The organism is Pantoea sp. SGAir0184, assembly GCF_043544755.1.
Window position 1 is genome coordinate 2,847,410 of record NZ_CP028050.1, and the last position, 22,525, is coordinate 2,869,934.

Genomic DNA, 22,525 nt, shown 5'->3' on the forward strand with positions numbered 1-22,525 from the left:
CAAATGTGAATATACTTCTCTCCTGACAACGCTAAAAATATAACAAAACTTAGCAAGAAACTCTGCCCGCATTTTGTTGTCTAACAGATTGTTTGGTGTAACAGAAAGTTAATGAACTTTCGTATGTCATTCATTTTTCTTATAAAAAGCATCATCTTTCTGCAATAATCCTGCGCACAGAAAATTATCGGTTTAAGTAAATTCCTAAACTAACCTGACATTTCTTTACGGAAATGGCCCTGAAAACGGTGATTTTTCAGCCAGTCGCTGGCGCATTTTTTCCGCCGTCGCGCTTTATTCGCTGGAAATTTCGCCCGAAAAGCGGTGTGAATGAGGCGTCACTGACGCCAGATGATGCGAGGCGGTCGCGCCCAATGATAAAGCGGCGACAGAAACCCCGCATCATTGCCTCAGCCGCCTCCTTATTTCCCGCATATTGCTTTACACTGGCTGCCCGTTGCCTGGTTATTCATCATCACAGGAATTGATCACAGGATGTCTGCACCTCTTTCCCATCCCAAACTGGCGCCGGTAGTGCTGCCGGTTGCCGTATTACTGATCGCCATGCTGTCGCTGCAGGGCGGTGCGTCGCTGGCGAAATCGCTATTTCCCACCGTCGGTGCGCCTGGCATTACCGCGCTGCGTCTGGGACTGGGCACGCTCATCCTGTGCGCGATTTTCAAACCCTGGCGCCTGCGCTTCAGTGCAAAGCAGCGCAAACCGCTGCTGATGTATGGACTGGCGCTGGGCTGCATGAATTACCTGTTCTATCTCTCGATCCGCACTGTGCCGCTGGGCGTGGCGGTGGGACTGGAGTTTCTCGGCCCGCTGACGCTGGCGCTGGCCGGCGCACGCCGTCCGCTGGATTTTATCTGGGTGCTGCTGGCGGTCACCGGCCTGTGGTTCCTGCTGCCGATTGGTCATGGCCTCAGCCATATCGATCCCACCGGCGCGCTGCTGGCCGTGGGTGCCGGTGCCTGCTGGGCGGTCTATATTCTGGCGGGCCAGCGGGCAGGCGCCGAACACGGCCCGGCCACGGTGGCAATGGGCTCGCTGATCGCCTCAGTGATTTTTGTGCCGCTCGGTCTGACCTTTGCCGCGCCCGGTATCTGGCAGTGGGAAATTCTGCCGCTGGCGTTGCTCATCGCCCTGCTCTCCAGCGCCATTCCGTACTCGCTGGAAATGATGGCGCTGACGCGTCTGCCGGCGCGCATTTTCGGTACGCTGATGAGTCTGGAACCGGCGATGGCGGCGCTCTCCGGCATGCTGTTCCTTGGCGAGCTGCTGACGCTGCAGCAATGGCTGGCGCTGCTGGCGATTATCGCCGCGTCTGCCGGCTCGACGCTCACCATGAAACAGAAAGCGGCACATATAAATGAAGTGGATATCAACACGCCGCAATAAGCCGTACAGGTCAGCCGGTTATTTAACCGGCTGTATATAGACACATTCTCATTATCATTTCTTAAATAGCCATACGGTAAGCTGTTATTATTTTGCAACATGATAGAAAAATAATTAACACATACCATAACCAACTGATTTTAATTAATTTTAATAAAATCGTTATTTTCACGGCTTAACATTAAGCTTTAGCTATTCCTGTCATTGATTTAATCAATCCTGCAGAGTGAAAAACTGCTGCTATACTTATTCCCGTGCTTGATTAGGACAACCATCAATAAGAGGACATTAATGATGAGTACCGCAAAACTGGTTAAAACAAAATCTTCCGATCTGATTTATACCCGCAATGACGTGGCTGATAGCGAGAAGAAAGCTACCATCGAGGTGCTCAACCGTCTGGTCGTGGAATTTATTGACCTGTCGCTGATCACCAAGCAGGCGCACTGGAACATGCGTGGCGCGAACTTCATTGGCGTACATGAAATGCTGGATGGCTTCCGTACCGCGATTACCGATCACCAGGACACCATTGCAGAACGTGTGGTACAGCTGGGCGGCGTGGCGCTGGGCACCACGCAGGTGGTTAACGACAAGTCACCGCTGAAAAGCTACCCGCTGAACATTCACAGCGTACAGGATCACCTGAAAGCGCTGGCCGACCGTTATGCTGTGGTGGCTAACGATACACGCAAAGCCATCAGCGAAGTGAAAGACGAAGACACGGCGGATATCTTTACTGCCGCATCGCGTGACCTTGATAAGTTCCTGTGGTTCATCGAATCCAACATCGAGTAATGCTCAATCAGGCGGGTTATCCCGCCTTTTTTATGCCTGTCATCCACACGGCTTTTTTGACGCCGTTAACAATTCCTTAATCCTTTCTTTCCCTTATTATCACTCTGATGCACACTGTGCCTGCACCACCACAGCACAATGCACCATTTTGGTGATTCACTCTGGTGCAAACTTTTCCCCGCGTGCAGAATCGTGTCAGCCTGCCCCGGCAATCTGTTGATTTTGGCGTTTTAGAAAAGTTGGCATAATTTTTTCATATGATGAGCCGTACATCGGGCCACCAGGCCTGACGGGTAATAAGGAAAAAAATGATGAAGTCGTTGATTAAAGTCTCCGTGGCCGCGCTGGCGCTGGCCTTCTCGCTTTCCTCCACTGCAGCAGACAAAAAACTGGTCGTCGCTACTGACACCGCCTTCGTTCCGTTTGAATTCAAACAGGGCGACAAGTACGTCGGTTTTGATATCGACCTGTGGGACGCCATCGCTAAACAGCTGAAGCTGGATTACACCCTGAAGCCAATGGATTTCAGCGGCATCATTCCGGCGCTGCAAACCAAAAACGTTGACCTGGCGCTGGCCGGCATCACCATTACCGAAGAACGTAAAAAAGCCATCGAATTCTCTGACGGCTACTACAAAAGCGGTCTGCTGGTGATGGTGCGTAACAACGAAAACGACATCAAAGGCATCGACGACCTGAACGGCAAAGTGGTGGCAGTGAAGAGCGGCACCGGTTCGGTGGATTACGCTAAAGCACACATCAAAACCAAAGATCTGCGCCAGTTCCCGAACATCGACAACGCGTACATGGAGTTAGGCACCAACCGTGCTGACGCTGTGCTGCACGACACGCCAAACATCCTGTACTTCATCCACACCGCTGGCAAAGGCCGTTTCAAAGCCGTCGGTGACTCCATTGAAGCGCAGCAGTATGGCATCGCTTTCCCGAAAGGCAGCGACGACCTGCGTGAGAAAGTGAATGGCGCGCTGAAAACCCTGCACGACAACGGTACTTACAACACTATCTATAAAAAATGGTTCGGCAGCGAACCTAAATAATTCAGGCCTGACGCCTTTTTATCAGCAGGGAGCTTTGTTCTCCCTGCTTTTTACATTTCCACTGCAACAGATTCTGGAGTCACACCATGGAGTTTGACTGGAGCGTCATCTGGCCCGCCTTACCGATCCTGATCGAAGGTGCCAAAATGACCCTGCTTATCTCGATCCTCGGCCTGATTGGCGGCCTGGTTATCGGCCTCGTGGCCGGTTTCGCCCGCGCCTACGGCGGCTGGATCACCAACAACATCGCGTTAGTGTTTATCGAACTGATTCGCGGCACGCCAATCGTGGTGCAGGTGATGTTCATCTACTTCGCCCTGCCGATGGCCTTCCCGGACCTGCGCATCGACCCGTTCACCGCTGCCGTGGTGACCATCATGATCAACTCCGGTGCTTACATTGCGGAGATCACCCGCGGTGCGGTGCTGTCGATCAACAAAGGCTTCCGTGAAGCTGGTCTGGCGCTTGGCCTGTCGCGCCGCGAAACGCTGCGCTATGTGATCATGCCGCTGGCGCTGCGCCGCATGCTGCCGCCGCTGGGCAACCAGTGGATCGTCAGCATTAAAGACACCTCGCTGTTCATCGTGATTGGCGTGGCGGAACTGACCCGTCAGGGCCAGGAGATCATCGCCGGTAACTTCCGCGCGCTGGAGATCTGGAGCGCCGTTGCCATCATTTACCTGGTTATTACGCTGGTGTTGAGCTTTGTGCTGCGCCGTATTGAGAAAAGGGTGAAAATCCTGTGATTGAATTTAAAAACGTCTCGAAAAACTTCGGCCAGACTCAGGTACTGCACGACATCAACCTGAAAATTAATCAGGGTGAAGTGGTGGTAATCATCGGGCCGTCCGGCTCCGGTAAATCTACCCTGCTACGCTGCATCAACAAGCTGGAAGAAATCAGCAGCGGCGAACTGATTGTCGATGGCATGAAAGTTAACGATCCGAAAGTGGATGAACGCCTGATCCGTCAGGAAGCCGGTATGGTGTTCCAGCAGTTCCATCTGTTCCCGCAGATGAGCGCGCTGGACAACGTGGCCTTTGGTCCGATCCGCGTGCGCGGTGCGAAGAAAGACGCCGCACACAAACTGGCGCGTGAGCTGCTGGGCAAGGTCGGCCTCGCCGAGCGCGCGCACCACTTCCCTTCTGAGCTGTCCGGCGGCCAGCAGCAGCGCGTGGCGATTGCCCGTGCGCTGGCGGTGAAGCCGAAGATGATGCTGTTCGATGAGCCTACCTCGGCACTCGATCCCGAGCTGCGTCACGAAGTGCTGAAAGTGATGCAGGATCTGGCGGAAGAAGGCATGACCATGGTGATCGTGACCCATGAAGTGGGCTTCGCACAGAAAGTGGCGTCGCGCCTGATCTTTATCGACAAAGGTACCATCGCGGAAGATGGCAATCCGGACGATCTGATCACTAACCCGCCGAGCGACCGTCTGCGTGAGTTCCTGCAGCACGTTTCTTAATACGGCGTAAAAACAACAAAGCCGCTGCGGATCCCCGTAGCGGCTTTTTTTTTACCTGAGCAGCGCTTAGCGTGCCAGCCGCTGCGCGCGCGTGGCGGGCGGTAAAAATGTCCAGGCGATAAAGCGGCTCTGCTTCTGGCCCTGCGCCATGTCGACGATGCGTACCTGATAAGCGTCGTGCGCCTTCAGCCGATCGCGCAGCTCGGGCAGATGCTCTTTGCGCGACACCAGCGAGGTAAACCAGACGATGCGATCGCCTAACGCGACGCTTTCATCGATCATCCGGCCGATAAACGCGCGCTCACCGCCGTCGCACCACAGCTCGTTGTGCTGACCGCCAAAATTCAGCGGTGCCTGCTTGCCGAGGCCAAGATTGCGCACTTTACGCTGGCTGCCAGCGGCCGCATCGGCGGCCGAAGCGTGGAACGGCGGATTACACAGCACCGCGTGATAGCGTTCGTTCTTGTGCACCACGCCAGAAAAAATCGCGCTCTCGTGCTTCTGACGGCGCAGGCGAATGGCGCGCTGCAGGCCGGGATTGCTGGACACAATCTGACTGGCGGCGTTAACAGCGTCCGCGCTGATGTCGGTGCCGGTAAAGCGCCAGCCATACTCCGCGTGACCGATCAGCGGATAGATGCAGTTGGCACCGCAGCCAATATCCATCACGTCGAGATCGCGCGGCAGCACGCCACCGTTATCGCTGGCCAGCAGATCCGCCAGCGCATGGATATAGTCAGCGCGGCCCGGCACCGGCGGCGTCAGATAGCCTTCCGGCAGCTGCCAGTTCAGGTTATAAAACAGTTTCAGCAGCGCCTGGTTCAGCAGCAGCACCGCGTGCGGATCGGCGAAATCAACCGACAGCTCACCGTAACCGTTGGGGCGCACTTTGTCCGCCAGCGGCGGATGCGCGGCAGTCAGGGCAGCAAAATCATAACGGCCCTGATGGCGGTTACGCGGATGAAAGAGCGCGGTAGCGGCAGGCTTGTTCATAGATTCTCCGGACATTAATGCGCGCGTAAGATACGCTGGATGACGGCAGCGCACAATCCGCCAGGAAAATTTAGTGCAACGAATTTAAATCTATTCTCCCTAAAACTGCATCCGCAATACTGCGTCCAGCCGCCAGCGCCGCCGGAACACGCAGTATCCAGGACGAATCAGGAGCGCAAATGCGTCAACGTTACACTTATCAGCCACGCAGTGGACACGGTCTGCCTCACGATCCGCTCAACGCCATCGTCGGCCCGCGCCCGATTGGCTGGGTCAGCTCGCAAAGCGCCAGCGGCCAGCGCAATCTGGCGCCCTATAGTTTCTTTAACTGTTTTAACTACCATCCGCCAATCATTGGTTTTGCCAGCAGCGGCTGGAAAGACAGCGTGCAGAATATCAGTGAAACCGGCGAGTTCGTCTGGAACCTGGCGACGCGTCCACTGGCAGAAGCCATGAATGAGAGCTCCGCCTCGGTGCCGTCCGATCACGACGAGTTTGCCCTCGCCGGCCTGACGCCGCTGGCCGCTTCCCACGTTAACGTCAGCATGGTGGCAGAAAGCCCGGTCAACTTTGAGTGTCGCCTGACGCAGCTGATTCGCCTGCAGGATGCACAGGGGGGCGAGCTGGAGAGCTGGCTGGTACTGGGCGAAGCGGTGGCGATTCACATCGATGAAGCGCTGCTGGAGAACGGCATCTATCAGACCGCCAAAGCGCAGCCGATTCTGCGCGCCGGCGGTCCTTCCGCCTATTACGCGATCAGCGAAGATCAGCGTTTTGATCTGGTGCGCCCGGACGCGCGCCGCGGTTAAATCAGGACACTGGCGGCGCGACACATTGCGCCGCTAGCAGGCCAGCGTCTGTAACACCTTCACCGCCCGGGCTATCTCCGGTGCCAGCCAGCGATCCTCCTGCCAGGTGGCAACCTCAGCGCGCAGCGCGCGTAGCGCCCGGCCCGTGCCGCGGGCCAGCTGCGCCTCACCGTGAAAATCCAGCGCCTGCGCCGCCAGCAGGTACTCAATCGCCAGCACCTGCCAGAGGTTATTCAGCAGCCTGAGCAGCTTGAGCGCCGCGCCGGTACCGAGGCTGAGGTGATCCTCCTGCAGTCCCGAGGTGACGTAATTGTCCAGCACCGCCGGCTGCGCCAGCTGACGATTCTCCGCGCACAGGGAAGCCGCCACGTATTGCGCGATCATCATGCCGGAGTTGACGCCCGGCTGCGCCACCAGAAACGGCGGCAGCCCGCTGACCAGAGGATTGACCAGCCGATCCAGCCGGCGCTCGGCAATACTGCCGATCTCCGCCATGGCAATCGCCAGTAGATCGGCCGCCATGGCAACCGATTCGCCGTGCGGATTGGCCTGCGACACCACGCGCCAGTCGTCCGGCGTGCCCAGTACCAGCGGATTATCGGTGCAGGCGTTCAGTTCGATCTCAACCTGATGCGCTGCGTGGGCGAACTGATCGCGGCTGGCGCCGTGCACCTGCGGCATCGAACGCAGGCTGAGCGCATCCTGGGTGCGTATGCCGCAGCTCGCCGCCAGCAGCGGGCTGTCGCTCAGCAGCGCACGCAGACGCTGGCCGCTGTGCTGCATACCGGGGCTGGCTTTCAGCGCAATCACCTCGGCATCAAACGCCGCCAGCTGACCGCGCAGCGCTTCAAAGCTCATCGCGCCGGTGACATCCGCGCAATCCAGCAGCCGCGCCGCATCGTCCAGCGCCAGACAGCTCAGCCCGGTCATGCACGGCGTACCGTTGACCAGGCTCAGGCCCTCTTTGGCACCGGGGCGATACGGCTGCAAGCCAGCCAGCCGCAGCGCCTGCTCCGCCGGCATCACCTGTTGCTGGTACTCAACGTCGCCCACGCCAATCAGCGCCAGCCCGATATGCGCCATGTGGGTGAGATAACCGACTGAACCCTGCGACGGCACCTGCGGCGTGATCTGCTGATTGAGCAGCGCCAGCAGATGCTGCACCAGCGCCACCGAAACGCCGGATTTGCCGTGGCTGTAGTTGGCGATGGCCGCACACAGAATGGCGCGCGTCTGCTCGCGCGTCAGCAGCGGACCGACGCCGCAGGCGTGGCTCAGCAACGTATTGCGTGACAGCTGGCTGAGCTGGTCTTCCGGCAGCGTGATGTTACACAGCGCCCCCAGCCCGGTGTTGATGCCATAGGCAATCTGGCCGCTGGCAACGATCTGTTCGACGATCTCGCGACCGCGCGCAATGCGCTGCCAGGCGGCGGCGCTCAGCGTCAGTTCGGCGTTATGTCGCGCTACCTGTACCAGTTCCTGCCAGGTCAGCGGCGCATCGCCCCAGACGACGGTCATACTGGCTGCTCCGCGTGATGGCTCTGATGGCTGGAGATAAACTGCTTAAAGCGCGATGAACCGCTGGCGCCAAACATCGCTTCCGGCGTGCCCTCGCAATCAATGTTGCCCTGATGCATAAACACCACGCGATTAGAGACGTTGCGCGCAAAGCCCATCTCGTGCGTCACCACCAGCATGGTGCGCCCCTCTTCCGCCAGGCTGCGCATCACCTTGAGCACCTCGCCGACCAGTTCCGGGTCGAGCGCCGAGGTTGGCTCATCAAACAGCATCACTTCCGGATCCATCGCCAGCGCGCGGGCAATCGCCACGCGCTGCTGCTGGCCGCCGGAGAGCTGCGCCGGATAAAAATCCTTGCGGTTAAGCAGCCCGACGCGATCCAGCAACTGCTCTGCCTGGGCGATACAACTCTTTTTGTCGCGCTTCAGCACATAGTGCGGACCTTCAATCACGTTCTGCAGCACCGTCATGTGCGACCACAGATTGAAGCTTTGAAACACCATGCCCAGCCGCGAGCGCAGGCGTTCAATCTGCTTAGGATTCGCCGCCAGCTGATGGCCGCGCGCGTGGCGCTTCATTTCAATGGTTTCGCCGCCGACGCTCACCACGCCGGCATCCGGCGTTTCCAGCAGATTGATGCAGCGCAGCAAGGTACTTTTGCCCGAGCCGCTGGCACCGAGAATTGAAATAACATCGCCCTGATGCGCCTGCAGCGAGATGCCCTTGAGCACCTCCATAGCGCCAAAGGATTTATGGATATCAGTGGCGGACAAGGTGACTGGTGAAGTGGAATGCATATTACTCTCCGGCAAGCGGTTTAACGGCGGGCAGCGGCTTTTTTTCAGCGCGGTGCACCGGGGTCAGACGGCGCTCTAACAGCGCGTACAGCTGGACGATAATAAAGTTGAGAATCAGGTAGATCGCCGCAGCGCAGACAAACACCTCCATGGTGCGATAGGTACGCTGGATGATCTGCTGCGCCACGCCGGTGACATCCCATACCGTGACCAGGCTGGCGAGCGCGGTGGATTTCACCAGCAGAATCGCCTCGGTGGAGTACGCCGGCAGCGCATAGCGCAGCATGATCGGCGCGATGATGCGGCGCAGCAGCAGCCAGCGTGACATGCCGCAGGCCAGCCCGGCTTCGACCTGACCTGCCGGCACCGCCAGCAGCGCACCGCGCAGGATCTCAGCGGTGTAAGCGGCGGTACACAGCGACAGCGCCAGCACCGCGCAGATAAACGGCTCGCGCAGAAACGGCCAGACGAAGCTGTGGCGAATCACGCCAAACTGGCCGAGCCCGTAGTAGATGAGAAACAGCTGAATCAGCAGCGGCGAGCCGCGAAACACCAGAATATAGCCGCGCGCAAAACCGCTCAGCAGTCGCCAGCGGCTCATGCGCAGCGCCAGAATGCCCTGCGCCAGCAGCCCGCCGCAAACAAAGGCGCTGATAAACAGCCCGAGCGTCACCGGCAGCGCCGCGCTCAGCTTAAGAAAAGTGTCGGCAAGAAAAGCGAAGTCGTTCATGCTGCTGCTCCTTAGTGCTGTGCCGCAGTGCGACTTTGCCATGCGCGGCCGAGGCGCGATTCCGCGCAGCGAAACGCATGGTTCGACAGCAGTGTCAGCAGCAGATAGCAGCCACCGCCAATCAGGTAAAAGGTGAAGTAATCGCGCGTTGAACCGGCCGCCACCTGGCTGGCGCGCATCAGCTCGACGATGCCGGTCACTGACACCAGCGCCGAATCTTTCAGACTCATCTGCCAGACGTTGGACATCCCCGGCAGCGCGTAGCGCACAATCTGCGGGACGAGGATGCGCTGGGCGATACGCCAGCGCGGCATCCCGATGGCTACCGCCGCTTCGACTTCGCCCTTCGCCAGCGCCAGGCGCGCAGCGCGATACACTTCACCCTGATAGGATCCGGAGATGAGCCCGATAGCCAGCGCGCCAATCAGGAACGGCGGTGCTTCAATAAAGCCGTCAGCACCAAACAGCTGGCCGACCAGCGTGATCAACCCCGATCCACCGAAGTAGAACAGGTAGATCACCAGCAGCTCCGGGATGCCGCGAAACACCACCGAATAGCTTTCACCCAGCCAGCGCAGCCAGCGCTGGTGCGAGAGTTTCGCCGCCGCCACGCCGGAACCGACCACGGCGCCAATCATCAGCGCCGCCAGCGACAGCAGCAGCGTGGTACCGGCGGCGCTCAGAATCAGGCGACCCCAGCCATCTGCACCAAAACTCAGCAGGCTCATCATCTTTCACCTCACTTACGGCGTTACGTCAGTTTTAAACCACTTCTCGCTCAGCTTTTTCACCGTGCCGTCCGCCAGCGCAGCGTGAATGGCGGCATCGAGTTTGGCCTTCAGATCGTTATCAGCCATGCGCACGCCCATCGCTTCGCCTTCCCCCCAGATCGGACCGCCCAGCTGCGGGCCGCTGAACGTCAGGTTGCTGTTCTCTTTACGCGCCAGCATCGACTGCGCGAAGGTCACGTCATCAAACACCGCATCAATACGGCCCGCCTGCAGATCGAGAATCGCATCCGCCGAAGCGGTGTATTCGCGCACGTCGGCCACATCTTTGAAGTATTTATCGATAAACGGCGTATACACGGTGCCGGACGCAATACCGATGGTTTTGCCCTTGAGCGCCGCCTTCAGCGGGGCGATGGCCGCATTGATGGCAGCCTCGTCGTCGTGCAGTTTGATGATGTTCTTATCGGCCGGCAGCAGCGGGTTATCTTTGCTGGTGATGAAGGTCGCCGGCGTTGACGCGTACGGCGTGGTGAAGTTGACCACTTTTTTCCGGTCCGGCGTAATCACAATCGCATCCATGATGACGTCATATTTCCCGGCGTTCAGTCCGGCAATCATCCCGTCCCAGTTCTGCAACACCAGCTTGCACTGAATGCTCATGCGCTTGCACAGATCTTCCATCAGTTCAGGTTCGAAGCCGCCCAGCTTGCCGCCCGGCAGCGTCAGGTTCCACGGCTCATAGCTGCCTTCAGTGGCGATGGTGATGGATTTCCACTCTTTAGCCTCGGCAGCCACGCCGGCCAGCATCAGGCTGGCAAACAGCGTGGTAAGGCAGAAACGGCGAAACGGGGCACGGTGTGTCATACGTCTTCTCCTGGTGGTTAACAAATCTGGCTGTCTCTGTTGGCTGATACAGCGCAAATGACATTTCATGTATATACAAGCTAGCTTGCGGCAGATCATTGTCGGCATAAGCTTTTTGTGAGCCAGCCAGAATAAATAGTCATCATTACCGCGCGGTCTTTACTTGTACATACAAGCTAGCAAGGGCTGTGCCAGATCGGCAAAGACGGTAAACGGAGGGGATCTGCGTCAGACGAAACGCGTCGTGCACACTTTCAGGGCAGGGGTTGCACAGCATTGGGGAGTGAGGCAGCGGATGTACATCCACCACATGAGAAACGGGGTCACCGTGATGGCGACCCGCATCAATTAAACGGATTTGCCCGCCTGCAGAAACGCCTGCAGCAGCGGCTTCAGCACGTGCTGCAACCGCGTGGCGCGATCCTGCTGCCAGGCAAACGGCGGCGCCTCATCCATGTAATTCAGCTGCGCCAGCTCCAGCTGCACCGCCTGCACGCCCTGCGCTGGCTGGCCGTAAGCGCGCGTGATATAGCCGCCTTTAAAGCGTCCGTTCACCACCCAGCTGTAGTCGCTTTGTGCGGCGCACACCTGCTCAATCGCCGCGATGCTGGCCGCCGAACAGCTGGCGCCATCGTTAGTGCCGATGTTCAGATCCGGCAGCTGGCCATCGAACAGGCGCGGAATCACCGAAGCGATGGAGTGCGCATCAAACAGCAGCGCATAGCCATGTTCGGCTTTCAGCCGCGCCAGCTCCTGCTGAATCTGCTGATGATAGGGTTGCCAGATAGTCTCGAGATAGCGCTGACGCGCCGCGCTGTCCGGCGTCATGCCGGGTTTGAAGGTCGGCGTGCCATCAAACAGCGTCTCCGGATAGAGCCCGGTGGTGGCCGTGCTGTACAGCGGCTGGTTGTCCGGCGGACGGTTGAGATCGATCACGAAGCGCGAGTAGTGCCCGATCAGCACGCTGGCACCGAGGTCGCGCACAAAGTCGTACAGCAGCGGAATATGCCAGTCGGTATCCGGCAGGCCGCGCGCGGCCTCGCTCAGCCCGGCGTCGACCTCCGGCGTCAGCTGGGTACCGGCATGCGGAATACTGACCAGCAGCGGCAGCTTACCGGCGGTGAAATGAAAAGGGGTCATTGCGCTTCTCCACGATAGATAACCTGGCACGGCAGTTCGCCGCCCAGCCAGTAAACCAGCTCAGCCGGGCGAGCCAGCGGCCAGTGGACAAAATTGGCTACTTTGCCTGGCTCCAGCGAGCCGTGCGTGGCCTGCAGGCCAAGCGCCTTCGCGCCCCACAGCGTGACGCCGGCCAGCGCTTCCTCCGGCGTCAGGCCAAACAGCGTACAGCCCATGTTCAGCATCAGCCGCAGCGACAGCGCCGGTGACGTGCCCGGATTGGCATCGCTGGCCAGCGCCATCGGCACGCCGTGCTGGCGGAACAGTTCGACCGGCGGACGCTGCGTCTCGCGCAGCAGATAGAACGCTCCGGGCAGCAGTACCGCCACCGTGCCATGCTCCGCCATCGCGCGCGCATCCTGTTCGGTGGCATATTCGAGGTGATCGGCAGAGAGCGCACCATAGCGCGCCGCCAGTGCGGCACCGCCGAGTGCCGACAACTGTTCAGCGTGCAGCTTTACCGGCAGGCCGAGCGCTGTGGCGGCATCAAATACCGCGCTCACCTGCTGCGGTGACAGCGCCAGGTGTTCGCAAAACGCGTCGACCGCATCCGCCAGCCCCTCCGCTTTCACCCGCGGCAACAGGCGCTGGCAGATAATATCGATCCAGCCCTGCGGGTTATCCCTGAACTCTGGCGGGAAGCCGTGCGCCGCCAGGCAGGTGGCCTGCACATCGGCAGGCACCGACTGCGCCAGCTCGCGGATAGCGCGCAGCAGAGTAAGCTCGCTCTCTTCATCCAGCCCGTAACCGGATTTAATCTCCACCGTGGTCACGCCCTCAGCCAGCAGGCGATCGAGCCGCCAGCGTGCCGAGTCGACCAGCTGCTGCTGGCTGGCCGCGCGCGTGGCGCGCACCGTCGACAGGATGCCGCCGCCCTGCGCGGCGATCTCCGCGTAGCTCACGCCGTTGAGCCGCTGTTCGAACTCCTGGCTGCGATCGCCGCCAAACACCAGATGCGTGTGGCAATCCACCAGACCGGGCGTAATGATGCCGCCGTCAAACTGCTGCTGCCGGCGCGGGGCAAAGTCCGGTAACGCGCTGCGCGGGCCGACCCACACCAGCTCGCCGTTATCCACCGCCACGGCGCCATCCTCAATCAGGTTATAGCGACCGTCACGCATGGTGACCACATCGGCCCCCAGCCACAGGCTGTCGATCTGTTTACTTGCCATCCCACTCCCCTTTTGTCTGGCGATTTACACTGCGCCTCAAAGTATGTATATGTATATACAACTTTCCGCCCTTGAGGATCAACCATGGCAGTTTATTTTGCCCCACGCGCACGGCTGGCCGACGGCTGGCAGGAAAACGTGCTGATCGCAACCGACGATCAGGGATTTATTCGCGCCCTTACCGCCGACAGTACGCCCGGTGACGCCGTGCGCCTGGCCGGCCCGGTGATTCCGGCGATGGCCAACCTGCATTCCCATGCCTTCCAGCGCGCCATGGCCGGGCTGGCGGAAGTGGCAGGCGATCCGCAGGACAGCTTCTGGACGTGGCGCGATCTGATGTACCGCATGGTGCAGCGCCTGTCGCCTGAGCAGGTCGGTGCCATCGCCACCCATCTCTACATTGATATGCTCAAGGGCGGCTACAGCCAGGTGGCGGAATTTCACTATCTGCATCACGATCCGCACGGCCAGCCCTATGCCGACGATGCGATGCTGCACCAGCTGATGCAGGCGGCACGCACTGCCGGTATCGGCCAGACGCTGCTGCCGGTGCTGTACAGCTACAGCGGCTTCGGTGCGCAGCCGGCCAGCGACGGTCAGCGACGCTTCATTCAGCACACCGATGCCTATCTGCAACAGCAGCAGCGCGTCGCGCAGTGGAGCGCGCAGCAGCCGCTGATCAACCACGGCCTGTGTTTCCACTCGCTGCGCGCGGTAAGCGAAGCCCAGATGCATGAGGTGCTGGCCGCCAGCGCTGCGCATCTGCCGTTGCACATTCACGTTGCCGAGCAGGAAAAAGAGGTTAATGACAGTCTGGCATGGAGCGGCGAACGGCCGGTGGCGTGGCTGTATAACCGCTTTGCCGTTGATGCACGCTGGTGCCTGATTCACGCCACCCATCTCGATCAGCAGGAGATCGCGCGCATGGCGGACAGCGGCGCGATTGCCGGTCTGTGTCCCACCACCGAGGCCAATCTCGGCGACGGCATCTTCCCGGCGGTGGAGTACATCGGGCGCGGCGGACGCTGGGGCATTGGCTCTGACAGCCACGTTTCGCTCAGTGCGCTGGAGGAGCTGCGCTGGCTGGAGTATGGCCAGCGGCTGCGCGATCGTCGCCGCAACCGCATCACGCTAACCGATCAACCTTCGGTCGGCGATCTGCTGTGGCAGCAGGCGGCGCAGGGCGGCGCGCAGGCCTGTGGCATTGCCAGCGGTGAGCTGGCGGTGGGCAAACGCGCCGACTGGCTGGTGCTGGAGGAGGATGCGCTGCTGGCCAGCGTCAGCTCCGCCGCGCTGATCAATCGCTGGCTGTTTGCCGGCAGCAGCCAGCAAATTCGAGACGTGTTTGTTGCCGGACAGCCGGTGATTCAGCAAGGCCACCACGCGGCGGAAGAAGCGGCCGCCGCTGGCTTTGCCCGGGCAATGCGGGCGCTGCAATGATCGCGCGCTTTGACTACGCGCAGCTGCCGGTCAGCCGCTGGCGCAACGGTGGCGGGGAAACGCGCGAAATTATCAGCTATCCGCCGGGCGCAGCAGAGTTCCAGTGGCGCGCCAGCATCGCCACCATCGACGCCGACGGGCCGTTCTCGCCCTTCCCCGGCGTCGATCGGGTAATTACCCTGCTTCAGGGCGATAGCGTGCTGCTGCGCTGTGAACAGGCCGAACAGCCGTTGCTGCCCCAGCAGCCGTGGGCCTTTCCCGGCGAATGGGCGATAGAGGCGCAGGTCAGCGGCAGCTGTCAGGACTTTAACATCATGACGCGGCGCGACAGCTGGCGCGCGGCGGTAAGCGTGGAGCAGCTGGCGGTCAGCAGCCTGCATGGCGTGGCGTATGTGCTGGCCGGTACATGGCGCAGCAGTGCGGGCGAGACGCTGCAGGCGCAGCAGGGGATGTGGTGGCTGCAGGAGCAGCAGCAGCTGGTGCCGCAAACGGCAGAGGCCAGCCTGCTGTTTATCGCGCTTAGCCGTGTCCCCTGAAGCGGCCCAGCAATTTGTAGCGTGAGCCTGGATAGAGCAGGCGCGCATAGGTGACGATTTTGTTGTCGCTCCACGTCTGGCGACGGATAAGCAGGCACGGCTCGTGCTCGTCCAGCGCCAGATGCTTACGCTGGCGCAAATCCGGCAGTACCGCTTCAACAATATGCTCACCGGCGGTCAGCGGGGCGACGCGCATCAGATAGGTGTACGGCGTCAGGCTGTGGTAATCCTGGCTGAGGTAGTCAGGCGCGACCAGCGGATTGACCAGACGATCTTCCAGCTGCACCGGCAGCTCATTTTCGTAGTGCACGATCAGCGAATGATACAGCGTCTGGCCGGTGGAGAGTCCCAGCACCGCCGCCTGTTCCGGATCGGCCTTCATCTGACCTATCGAGAGAATTTTGCAGCTGTGCGTATGGCCGCGCTGGGCAATTTCATCGGCGATGTTATGCACTTCCAGCATTGCGGTGTAGCCCTTCATCTCCGCGACAAAGGTCCCGACGCCCTGCATGCGCACCAGAAATCCTTCGCTGGTGAGCTCCCGCAGCGCGCGGTTGATGGTCATACGGCTGACGCCCAATTCATTGACCAGCTCGCTCTCCGACGGCACCCGCTGGTTGGCTTTCCAGTGACCTTCGCGGATCTGGCTGACGATTGCCTGCTTAACGCGCTGGTAAATGGGCGCGGGTTCATCCCCCATCGCTGCCGCCAGCTGTGCGATTGCCGTTTGCTCCGCCATTTCCTGTTCCTTTTCCGAATGATGTGTGAAGTTTACTGTCTCGCCGCCTAAATGTATATACATCCAATGGTGCATACCCTGCCCGCGTGGTGCAGCCGCCGCCCGCTTTTGGTGCAGCGCACCAGGCTGGAGGTTGCCGCACCCGCATTGCGGCACGTTTCACAGAATACGATCAATCTGGCACAGCGCTTGCTACTTGTATAGACAAGATTAGACACTTATGCTTCACTCACAACACTTATAGCGCCTCTGGCGGATGCCATCGCAACTTGCGCTCCGCCACAACGTGGCAGATAACTTGTATAGACAGGAGTAGACTATGTCAGGTTCGGTTCAGGCAATTCGCCTCGTTCCCGGTGAAGTGGACCTCGCCACCTTACGCCGTATTTATCAGGATAAGGTGACGCTGCAGCTGGCAGAGGAAGCGCGGGCGGATATTGACCGCGCACGTGAAACCGTCGAGGCCATCGTCGCCTCGGGCAAGGTGGTGTACGGCATCAACACCGGCTTCGGCAAGCTGGCGCAGACGCAGATCCCCGCCGAACGCCTGGCGGAACTGCAGCGTAACCTGGTGCTGTCACACAGCGTCGGCCTCGGCGATCTGCTGCCGGATAACGTCACCCGCCTGGTGGTCGCCAGCAAAATCATCAGCCTGGCACGCGGCCACTCGGGCATCCGCATGGAACTGATTGACGCGCTGCTGGCGCTGTTCAACGCCGGCGTGATGCCGTGCATCCCGGTGAAGGGATCGGTTGGCGCGTCCGGCGATCTGGCGCCGCTGGCGCATCTCTCCCTGATGCTGCTCGGTGAAGGCCAGGTACGTATTGACGGCCAGCTGGTGCCCGCCAGCGAAGGCCTGGCCCGCGTCGGCCTGCAGCCGATTGTGCTGGGGCCAAAAGAGGGTCTGGCGTTGCTCAACGGCACCCAGGTCTCTACCGCGCTGGCGCTGCGTGGGCTGTTTGAAGCCGAAAATCTGTTTGCCGCCGGGCTGATGGCCGGCGCGCTGTCGCTGGAAGCGATCAAAGGCTCGGTTAAACCGTTTGATGCGCGCATCCATCAGGCGCGCGGCCAGCACGGGCAGATTGCCGTCGCCGCTGCGGTGGCGACGCTGCTCGAAGGCAGCGAAATTCTCAGTTCGCACAGCAACTGCGGACGCGTGCAGGATCCCTATTCGATCCGCTGCGTACCGCAGGTGATGGGCGCCTGTCTCGATAACCTCAGCCACGCCGCGCGCGTGCTGCAGATTGAAGCCAACGCCGCTTCTGACAACCCGCTGGTCTTCAGCGACAGCGGCGACGTGATCTCCGGCGGTAACTTCCACGCCGAGCCGGTAGCCTTTGCCGCCGACATCATCGCGCTGGCGATTGCCGAAGTCGGTGCTATATCCGAACGCCGCCTGGCGCTGCTGCTCGACACCGGTCTCTCCGGCCTGCCGCCCTTCCTGGTGCGCGACGGCGGCGTGAACTCGGGCTTCATGATTGCGCAGGTTACCGCTGCCGCGCTGGCCTCGGAGAACAAATCGCTGGCGCACCCGGGCAGCGTCGACAGCCTGCCGACCTCAGCCAATCAGGAAGATCACGTATCGATGGCCACCTACGCGGCACGCCGCCTGGGCGAGATGTGCTTCAACACCGCTGCCGTGGTCGGCATTGAAGCGATGGCGGCGGCGCAGGGCATCGACTTCCACCGCCCGCTGCAAAGCTCTGCCGCGATCGAACAGGAGATGAGCCGCATTCGTGCGCAGGTCGCCTTCCTCGATCAGGACCGTTTACTGGCGCCGGACATTGATGCCATGCGCCTGTGGGCCAGCAGTTACGTCTGGCCTGAAACCCTTACTGCGCTGCTGCCAAGCCAGCGTTCTACTGCTAATTAAGGAACCGATGATGAGCGAAACTTTGACTCAGGCTGTTGCCCGTGAAATCCGTGCGCCGCGCGGTAATGAACTGCACTGCGCCAACTGGCTGATTGAAGCGGCATACCGCATGATTCAGAACAACCTCGATCCTGACGTGGCCGAACGCCCGGAGGATCTGGTGGTGTATGGCGGAATCGGTAAAGCCGCGCGCAACTGGGCGTGCTTTGAACAGATTCTGCGCTCGCTGCGCGCGCTGCAGCCGGAAGAGACGCTGCTGATTCAGTCCGGCAAGCCGGTCGGTGTGTTCCGCACCCATGCCGATGCGCCGCGCGTACTGCTGGCCAACTCCAACCTGGTGCCGCACTGGGCGACGTGGGATCACTTCCACGAACTGGATAAGGCCGGGCTGATGATGTATGGCCAGATGACCGCCGGTTCATGGATTTATATCGGCGCGCAGGGCATCGTGCAGGGTACCTTTGAAACCTTCGCCGAAGCCGGTCGCCAGCACTATAACAGTGACCTGACCGGCCGCTGGATCCTCACCGCCGGTCTGGGCGGCATGGGCGGCGCGCAGCCGCTGGCGGGCGTGCTGGCCGGTGCCTGCGTGCTGGCGATTGAGTGCCAGGAGTCGCGCATCGATTTCCGTCTGCGCACCCGCTACCTCGACCATAAAGCCTACAGCCTGGATGAGGCGCTGGCGCTGATCAAAGACGCCACCGAAGCCGGCCAGGCGATCTCCGTGGGCCTGCTGGGCAACGCGGCCGAGCTGGTCCCGGAACTGGTGCAGCGCGCGAAAGCGGGCGGCATGAAGCCTGATATCGTGACCGATCAGACCTCCGCGCACGACCCGATTAACGGCTATCTGCCGGTGGGCTGGGACGTGGCACGCTGGGAAGCTGAGCGCGTCAGCAATCCGAAAGCGGTAGAGAAAGCGGCACGCGCTTCCATGGCGCAGCACGTGCAGGCGATGCTCGACTTCCACCACATGGGTGTGCCGACCGTGGATTACGGCAACAACATTCGTCAGGTGGCGCTGGATGAAGGGGTGAAAAACGCCTTTGATTTCCCGGGCTTCGTGCCGGCGTATATTCGTCCGCTGTTCTGCGAAGGCAAAGGCCCGTTCCGCTGGGTGGCGCTCTCGGGCGATGCGGAAGATATCTATAAAACCGACGCCAAACTGAAAGAGCTGTTCCCGGAACACAAAAACCTGCACCGCTGGCTGGATATGGCGCAGGAGCGCATCGCCTTCCAGGGCCTGCCGGCGCGTATTTGCTGGCTGGGGCTGGGCGAGCGTCATAAAGCCGCGCTGGCATTCAATGAGATGGTGCGCAACGGCGAGCTAAAAGCGCCGATCGTGATCGGTCGTGACCACCTCGACTGCGGCTCGGTGGCGTCACCTAACCGTGAAACCGAGGCGATGAAGGATGGCTCGGATGCGGTGTCAGACTGGCCGCTGCTGAACGCGCTGCTGAACACCGCCGGCGGGGCCACCTGGGTGAGCCTGCACCACGGCGGCGGCGTCGGCATGGGCTTCTCGCAGCATTCCGGTGTGGTGATCGTCTGTGACGGTACGGCTGAAGCGGATGCGCGCCTTGGTCGCGTACTGTGGAACGACCCGGCCACCGGCGTGATGCGTCATGCCGATGCGGGCTACGAGCTGGCGCAGACCTGCGCAGAGCAGCACGGTCTCAATTTGCCGATGCTGAAGTAGTTCCAGGTGCGCATCAATGCGCACCCTACGGGAAGTTACCCCGGCTGGGCAATGCCGCAATGTCGGTCCGTTAAGCCTTAAAACTGTTCCCAAAGGTTGCACTGTACAAGGTCGGCATTGATGCCGACCGCGTGCAGCACCAGCACGGCGGTATCTTATCGCGCCCTGTAGGGTCGGCATTGATGCCGACCGCGCGCAGCGCCAGCACGACGGTTTCCCATCGCGCCCTGTAGGGTCGGCATTGATGCCGACCGAGTGCAGCACCAGCACGACGGTTTCCCATCGCGCCCTGTAGGGTCGGCATTCATGCCGACCTTGCCCCCATCCGCTTATGCCAATCCGCTATAGCCTATAGCCAAATTATTCCTTTCCACGATAGACGCCCCCCACGCTTACCACTACAGTGGACACTTAACTTCCCGCGTCGGAGATTGCGCAGCTGACGCTGCTGATGGAGCCTTACCTTATGAGCCTGCCTGCTGTCCTGCTGGAAAACGCCCTCACCTGGCGTCGTCAGTTACATCAACACCCTGAACTGGGTTACCAGGAGCAGCAGACCAGCGAGCTGGTGGCCCAGGTGCTGACCGATGCCGGACTGCAGGTGTTTCGCGGCCTCGCCGGCACTGGCGTGATCGGCACGCTGGAAAACGGTCCCGGTCCGGTCATCGGGCTGCGCGCCGATATGGATGCCCTGCCGATCACCGAAAAAGGCGAGCCGCAGTGGAAATCGAGCCGGCCTGGCGTGATGCACGCCTGCGGTCACGATGGCCACACCGCGATACTGCTGGCCGCAGCCTGTCAGCTGGCCGCCACGCGTAATTTCAAAGGTACGGTACACTTCCTGTTTCAGCCGGCCGAAGAGAATCTCGGTGGTGCGCGCAAAATGGTGGAGGAAGGTCTGTTTCAGCGCTTCCCGATGGATGCCGTGTACGCGATGCACAACTGGCCGGGATTGCCGGTGGGATCGCTGGCGGTAAATCCGGGCGCGATGATGGCATCGCTGGATTCGTTTGAGATTACGCTGCACGGCAAAAGCTGCCATGCGGCGATGCCGGAAAGCGGTGCCGACCCGATGGTGGTCGCCGCCGAGCTGATTCTGGCGCTGCAAACCATCCCGTCGCGCCGCCTGTCACCGCTGGCGTCGGCGGTGGTCAGCGTCACCCAGATTCACGGTGGCGAGGCCATTAACGTCATTCCGGAGCAGATCACGCTGCGCGGTACGGTGCGATGTCTGCAGACCGACGTGCGCAATCGCGTGCGCGGTCTGATTGAAGATTTTGTCACCACCCTGCCGCGCCCGTTTGGCGTCAGCGGCGAGATTCACTGGTATCCCGGCTATCCGGTTACCGCCAACCATGTCGCCCCGGCGGAGCAGGTGCGTGACGTGGCGTGCCAGCTGCTGGGTGAACAGCAGGTGCACTGGCAGGTTAACCCGTCGATGGCGTCTGAAGATTTCGCCTGCATGCTGGAAGCCTGTCCCGGCGCCTATTTCTGGCTCGGCGCTGACGGTGCCACGCCTTCAGCCCCGCTGCACAATGCCAACTATGATTTCAACGATGCGCTGCTGCCGATTGGTATTACGTTCTGGCAGCAACTGGTGGAGAGCGTACTGATTAAACGCTGATGGCGCTGCTCAGCAAACCATTTCAGCTGCGCAGGCGTGCCCCCCCTGCGCAACCGCTGCGGTGACCGCCGTCACCGCCCAGGTTTCTCGTGCATGGCCAGCCGGGCAGCCCGGTTAAATCCCCACCTGCTGTAACCGCGTTTCGGCATCGGCCATTGTTGCGGCTTCACCGGTCGCCACCAGACAGCACGCCAGCTGCAGGCGCAGCGCCTGCGGCACTGCGCGTTCACCGGCCAGCACCTCACGGATCCACGCTGCGGTATCCTGGGCGCCTTTGCTCTCTGCTAACGCCAGCGCGACCTCTGGCTGCCGCTCGACCCACACTTCCGCTTCTGCACCGGCACCGCGAATATAATTAATCGCCGGGCAGCGCTGCGGATTGGCATAGACCTCACCTTCAGTGCCGTTCAGCAGAATGGCCGGTGCATCGATATCCTGGAAGAATTTACCCACGCGCGGCACATATTCCGGATGCGACACGCTCGCCAGCCGCAGCGCGGCGCGTTCGGCAAACGGCGTCGCCAGCTTGGCCAGCGTGTGCGCGCTGTTACGCACGCCCATGCGCCAGCGCAGCGCCAGCTGTTTAGCCATTGGCGCACATAAATCATCGATGGTGATGAACGCCAGCTCGCCAGCGTCGAGTTTCGCCTGCGCCTGTTGCGCGCTGGCCACTGGCGCAATATCCAGCGCCGCCAGCACCGCTTCGCTGGTCACGCGGGTTGGGTCGTCGCTGACGCCGTGCAGCAACACCGGAAAACCGAGCTTCACCAGCAGCAGTGCCAGCAGCGGCGTCAGGTTGCCCTGGCGACGCGCGCCGTTATAGCTGGGGATCACAATGGGCATCGGACGCTGTGCCGGGGCCTGCAGCCGCATCATGCGCTGCTGCATCGCGTGGTAGAAGCCGCGCATCTCTGCTTCCCCTTCGCCTTTGATGCGCAGCGCAATCAGCACGCCACCCAGTTCGAGATCCGGCACCTCGTCCGCCAGCATCGCGCTGTAAAGCGCCACGGCAGTGTCAAAGTCGATATCGCGTGCGTGATTCTTGCCGCGGCCAATCTCTTTAATGATCTTATTCAGTTCCATCATACTTTCCCGCTTC

Annotated in this window: 21 protein-coding genes; 11 read left to right on the forward strand and 10 right to left on the reverse strand. The window is 60.7% G+C overall.

Translation table 11 applies throughout. The annotated features are described in order from the left end of the window. Positions 1 to 495 precede the first annotated feature (495 nt). The 5 genes from rhtA (at position 496) to glnQ (ending at position 4,725) form a co-directional block, all read left to right on the forward strand. Positions 496 to 1,404: a threonine/homoserine exporter RhtA gene (gene rhtA / locus C1N60_RS13495; protein ID WP_394520970.1), complete on the forward strand. Its 909-nt coding sequence runs from the start codon at positions 496 to 498 to the stop codon at positions 1,402 to 1,404. Positions 1,405 to 1,698: 294 nt separating this feature from the next. Continuing rightward, the gene (gene dps / locus C1N60_RS13500; protein ID WP_021508421.1) at positions 1,699 to 2,202 is read left to right on the forward strand and encodes a DNA starvation/stationary phase protection protein Dps; all 504 of its coding nucleotides are present in this window, start codon (positions 1,699 to 1,701) and stop codon (positions 2,200 to 2,202) included. A 311-nt stretch (positions 2,203 to 2,513) separates the two neighbouring features. Next, positions 2,514 to 3,260: a glutamine ABC transporter substrate-binding protein GlnH gene (gene glnH, locus C1N60_RS13505; protein ID WP_021508422.1), complete on the forward strand. Its 747-nt coding sequence runs from the start codon at positions 2,514 to 2,516 to the stop codon at positions 3,258 to 3,260. An 86-nt stretch (positions 3,261 to 3,346) separates the two neighbouring features. Then, positions 3,347 to 4,006: a glutamine ABC transporter permease GlnP gene (glnP, locus tag C1N60_RS13510; RefSeq protein WP_021508423.1), complete on the forward strand. Its 660-nt coding sequence runs from the start codon at positions 3,347 to 3,349 to the stop codon at positions 4,004 to 4,006. Beyond that, entirely contained in the window at positions 4,003 to 4,725 is a 723-nt protein-coding gene (gene glnQ, locus C1N60_RS13515) for a glutamine ABC transporter ATP-binding protein GlnQ (protein ID WP_021508424.1), read from the forward strand. Before glnP ends, glnQ begins: the two co-directional genes overlap by 4 nt. A 66-nt stretch (positions 4,726 to 4,791) precedes the next feature. Here the strand turns inward: glnQ and rlmF are convergent, their stop codons facing one another. Next, positions 4,792 to 5,718: a 23S rRNA (adenine(1618)-N(6))-methyltransferase RlmF gene (rlmF, locus tag C1N60_RS13520; protein ID WP_394520971.1), complete on the reverse strand. Its 927-nt coding sequence runs from the start codon at positions 5,716 to 5,718 to the stop codon at positions 4,792 to 4,794. A gap of 179 nt (positions 5,719 to 5,897) precedes the next feature. On the opposite strand from rlmF, the gene C1N60_RS13525 reads away from it, so the two are divergent. Further along, the gene (locus tag C1N60_RS13525) at positions 5,898 to 6,527 is read left to right on the forward strand and encodes a flavin reductase family protein (protein WP_104187031.1); all 630 of its coding nucleotides are present in this window, start codon (positions 5,898 to 5,900) and stop codon (positions 6,525 to 6,527) included. Positions 6,528 to 6,560: 33 nt separating this feature from the next. Here the strand turns inward: C1N60_RS13525 and hutH (C1N60_RS13530) are convergent, their stop codons facing one another. The 7 genes from hutH (C1N60_RS13530) to hutI all read right to left on the reverse strand — a co-directional run bounded on the left by hutH (C1N60_RS13530) (position 6,561) and on the right by hutI (position 13,518). After that, positions 6,561 to 8,045: an HAL/PAL/TAL family ammonia-lyase gene (hutH, locus tag C1N60_RS13530; protein ID WP_394520972.1), complete on the reverse strand. Its 1,485-nt coding sequence runs from the start codon at positions 8,043 to 8,045 to the stop codon at positions 6,561 to 6,563. Then, positions 8,042 to 8,842 (reverse strand): ABC transporter ATP-binding protein, encoded by an 801-nt coding sequence (locus C1N60_RS13535; protein WP_021508428.1) that lies wholly within the window; start codon positions 8,840 to 8,842, stop codon positions 8,042 to 8,044. The genes hutH (C1N60_RS13530) and C1N60_RS13535 overlap by 4 nt, the downstream gene beginning before the upstream one ends. A 1-nt stretch (position 8,843) precedes the next feature. Beyond that, positions 8,844 to 9,572 (reverse strand): ABC transporter permease, encoded by a 729-nt coding sequence (locus C1N60_RS13540; RefSeq protein ID WP_394520973.1) that lies wholly within the window; start codon positions 9,570 to 9,572, stop codon positions 8,844 to 8,846. Between the two features lie 11 nt (positions 9,573 to 9,583). Then, a complete protein-coding gene (locus C1N60_RS13545; protein ID WP_394520974.1) occupies positions 9,584 to 10,303 on the reverse strand; it encodes an ABC transporter permease in 720 nt (239 codons plus the stop codon). Between the two features lie 12 nt (positions 10,304 to 10,315). Continuing rightward, positions 10,316 to 11,167 (reverse strand): transporter substrate-binding domain-containing protein, encoded by an 852-nt coding sequence (locus C1N60_RS13550; RefSeq protein WP_394520975.1) that lies wholly within the window; start codon positions 11,165 to 11,167, stop codon positions 10,316 to 10,318. A 348-nt stretch (positions 11,168 to 11,515) separates the two neighbouring features. Continuing rightward, a complete protein-coding gene (hutG, locus tag C1N60_RS13555) occupies positions 11,516 to 12,307 on the reverse strand; it encodes an N-formylglutamate deformylase (RefSeq protein ID WP_394520976.1) in 792 nt (263 codons plus the stop codon). Beyond that, positions 12,304 to 13,518 carry an imidazolonepropionase gene (gene hutI / locus C1N60_RS13560; RefSeq protein ID WP_021508433.1) on the reverse strand — a complete coding sequence of 405 codons (1,215 nt, stop codon included), beginning with the start codon at positions 13,516 to 13,518 and terminating at the stop codon, positions 12,304 to 12,306. The genes hutG and hutI overlap by 4 nt, the downstream gene beginning before the upstream one ends. Before the next feature lie 84 nt (positions 13,519 to 13,602). On the opposite strand from hutI, the gene C1N60_RS13565 reads away from it, so the two are divergent. Both C1N60_RS13565 and C1N60_RS13570 read left to right on the forward strand, forming a co-directional pair. Further along, positions 13,603 to 14,958 (forward strand): formimidoylglutamate deiminase, encoded by a 1,356-nt coding sequence (locus C1N60_RS13565; RefSeq protein WP_394520977.1) that lies wholly within the window; start codon positions 13,603 to 13,605, stop codon positions 14,956 to 14,958. After that, a complete protein-coding gene (locus tag C1N60_RS13570) occupies positions 14,955 to 15,494 on the forward strand; it encodes a HutD/Ves family protein (RefSeq protein WP_394520978.1) in 540 nt (179 codons plus the stop codon). Before C1N60_RS13565 ends, C1N60_RS13570 begins: the two co-directional genes overlap by 4 nt. Here C1N60_RS13570 and hutC read toward each other — a convergent pair. Further along, a complete protein-coding gene (hutC, locus tag C1N60_RS13575) occupies positions 15,478 to 16,233 on the reverse strand; it encodes a histidine utilization repressor (protein ID WP_021508436.1) in 756 nt (251 codons plus the stop codon). The genes C1N60_RS13570 and hutC overlap by 17 nt on opposite strands. 319 nt (positions 16,234 to 16,552) lie before the next feature. On the opposite strand from hutC, the gene hutH (C1N60_RS13580) reads away from it, so the two are divergent. The 3 genes from hutH (C1N60_RS13580) to C1N60_RS13590 all read left to right on the forward strand — a co-directional run bounded on the left by hutH (C1N60_RS13580) (position 16,553) and on the right by C1N60_RS13590 (position 21,426). After that, positions 16,553 to 18,106 carry a histidine ammonia-lyase gene (gene hutH / locus C1N60_RS13580; RefSeq protein ID WP_394520979.1) on the forward strand — a complete coding sequence of 518 codons (1,554 nt, stop codon included), beginning with the start codon at positions 16,553 to 16,555 and terminating at the stop codon, positions 18,104 to 18,106. A 10-nt stretch (positions 18,107 to 18,116) separates the two neighbouring features. Beyond that, complete coding sequence (gene hutU, locus C1N60_RS13585; RefSeq protein WP_058757813.1) at positions 18,117 to 19,802, forward strand: urocanate hydratase; 1,686 nt, start codon at positions 18,117 to 18,119, stop codon at positions 19,800 to 19,802. A 466-nt stretch (positions 19,803 to 20,268) separates the two neighbouring features. Beyond that, entirely contained in the window at positions 20,269 to 21,426 is a 1,158-nt protein-coding gene (locus C1N60_RS13590; RefSeq protein ID WP_021508439.1) for a M20 aminoacylase family protein, read from the forward strand. A 114-nt stretch (positions 21,427 to 21,540) separates the two neighbouring features. Here the strand turns inward: C1N60_RS13590 and ybiB are convergent, their stop codons facing one another. Then, entirely contained in the window at positions 21,541 to 22,509 is a 969-nt protein-coding gene (ybiB, locus tag C1N60_RS13595) for a DNA-binding protein YbiB (protein ID WP_394521754.1), read from the reverse strand. Between the last annotated feature and the right edge of the window lie 16 nt (positions 22,510 to 22,525).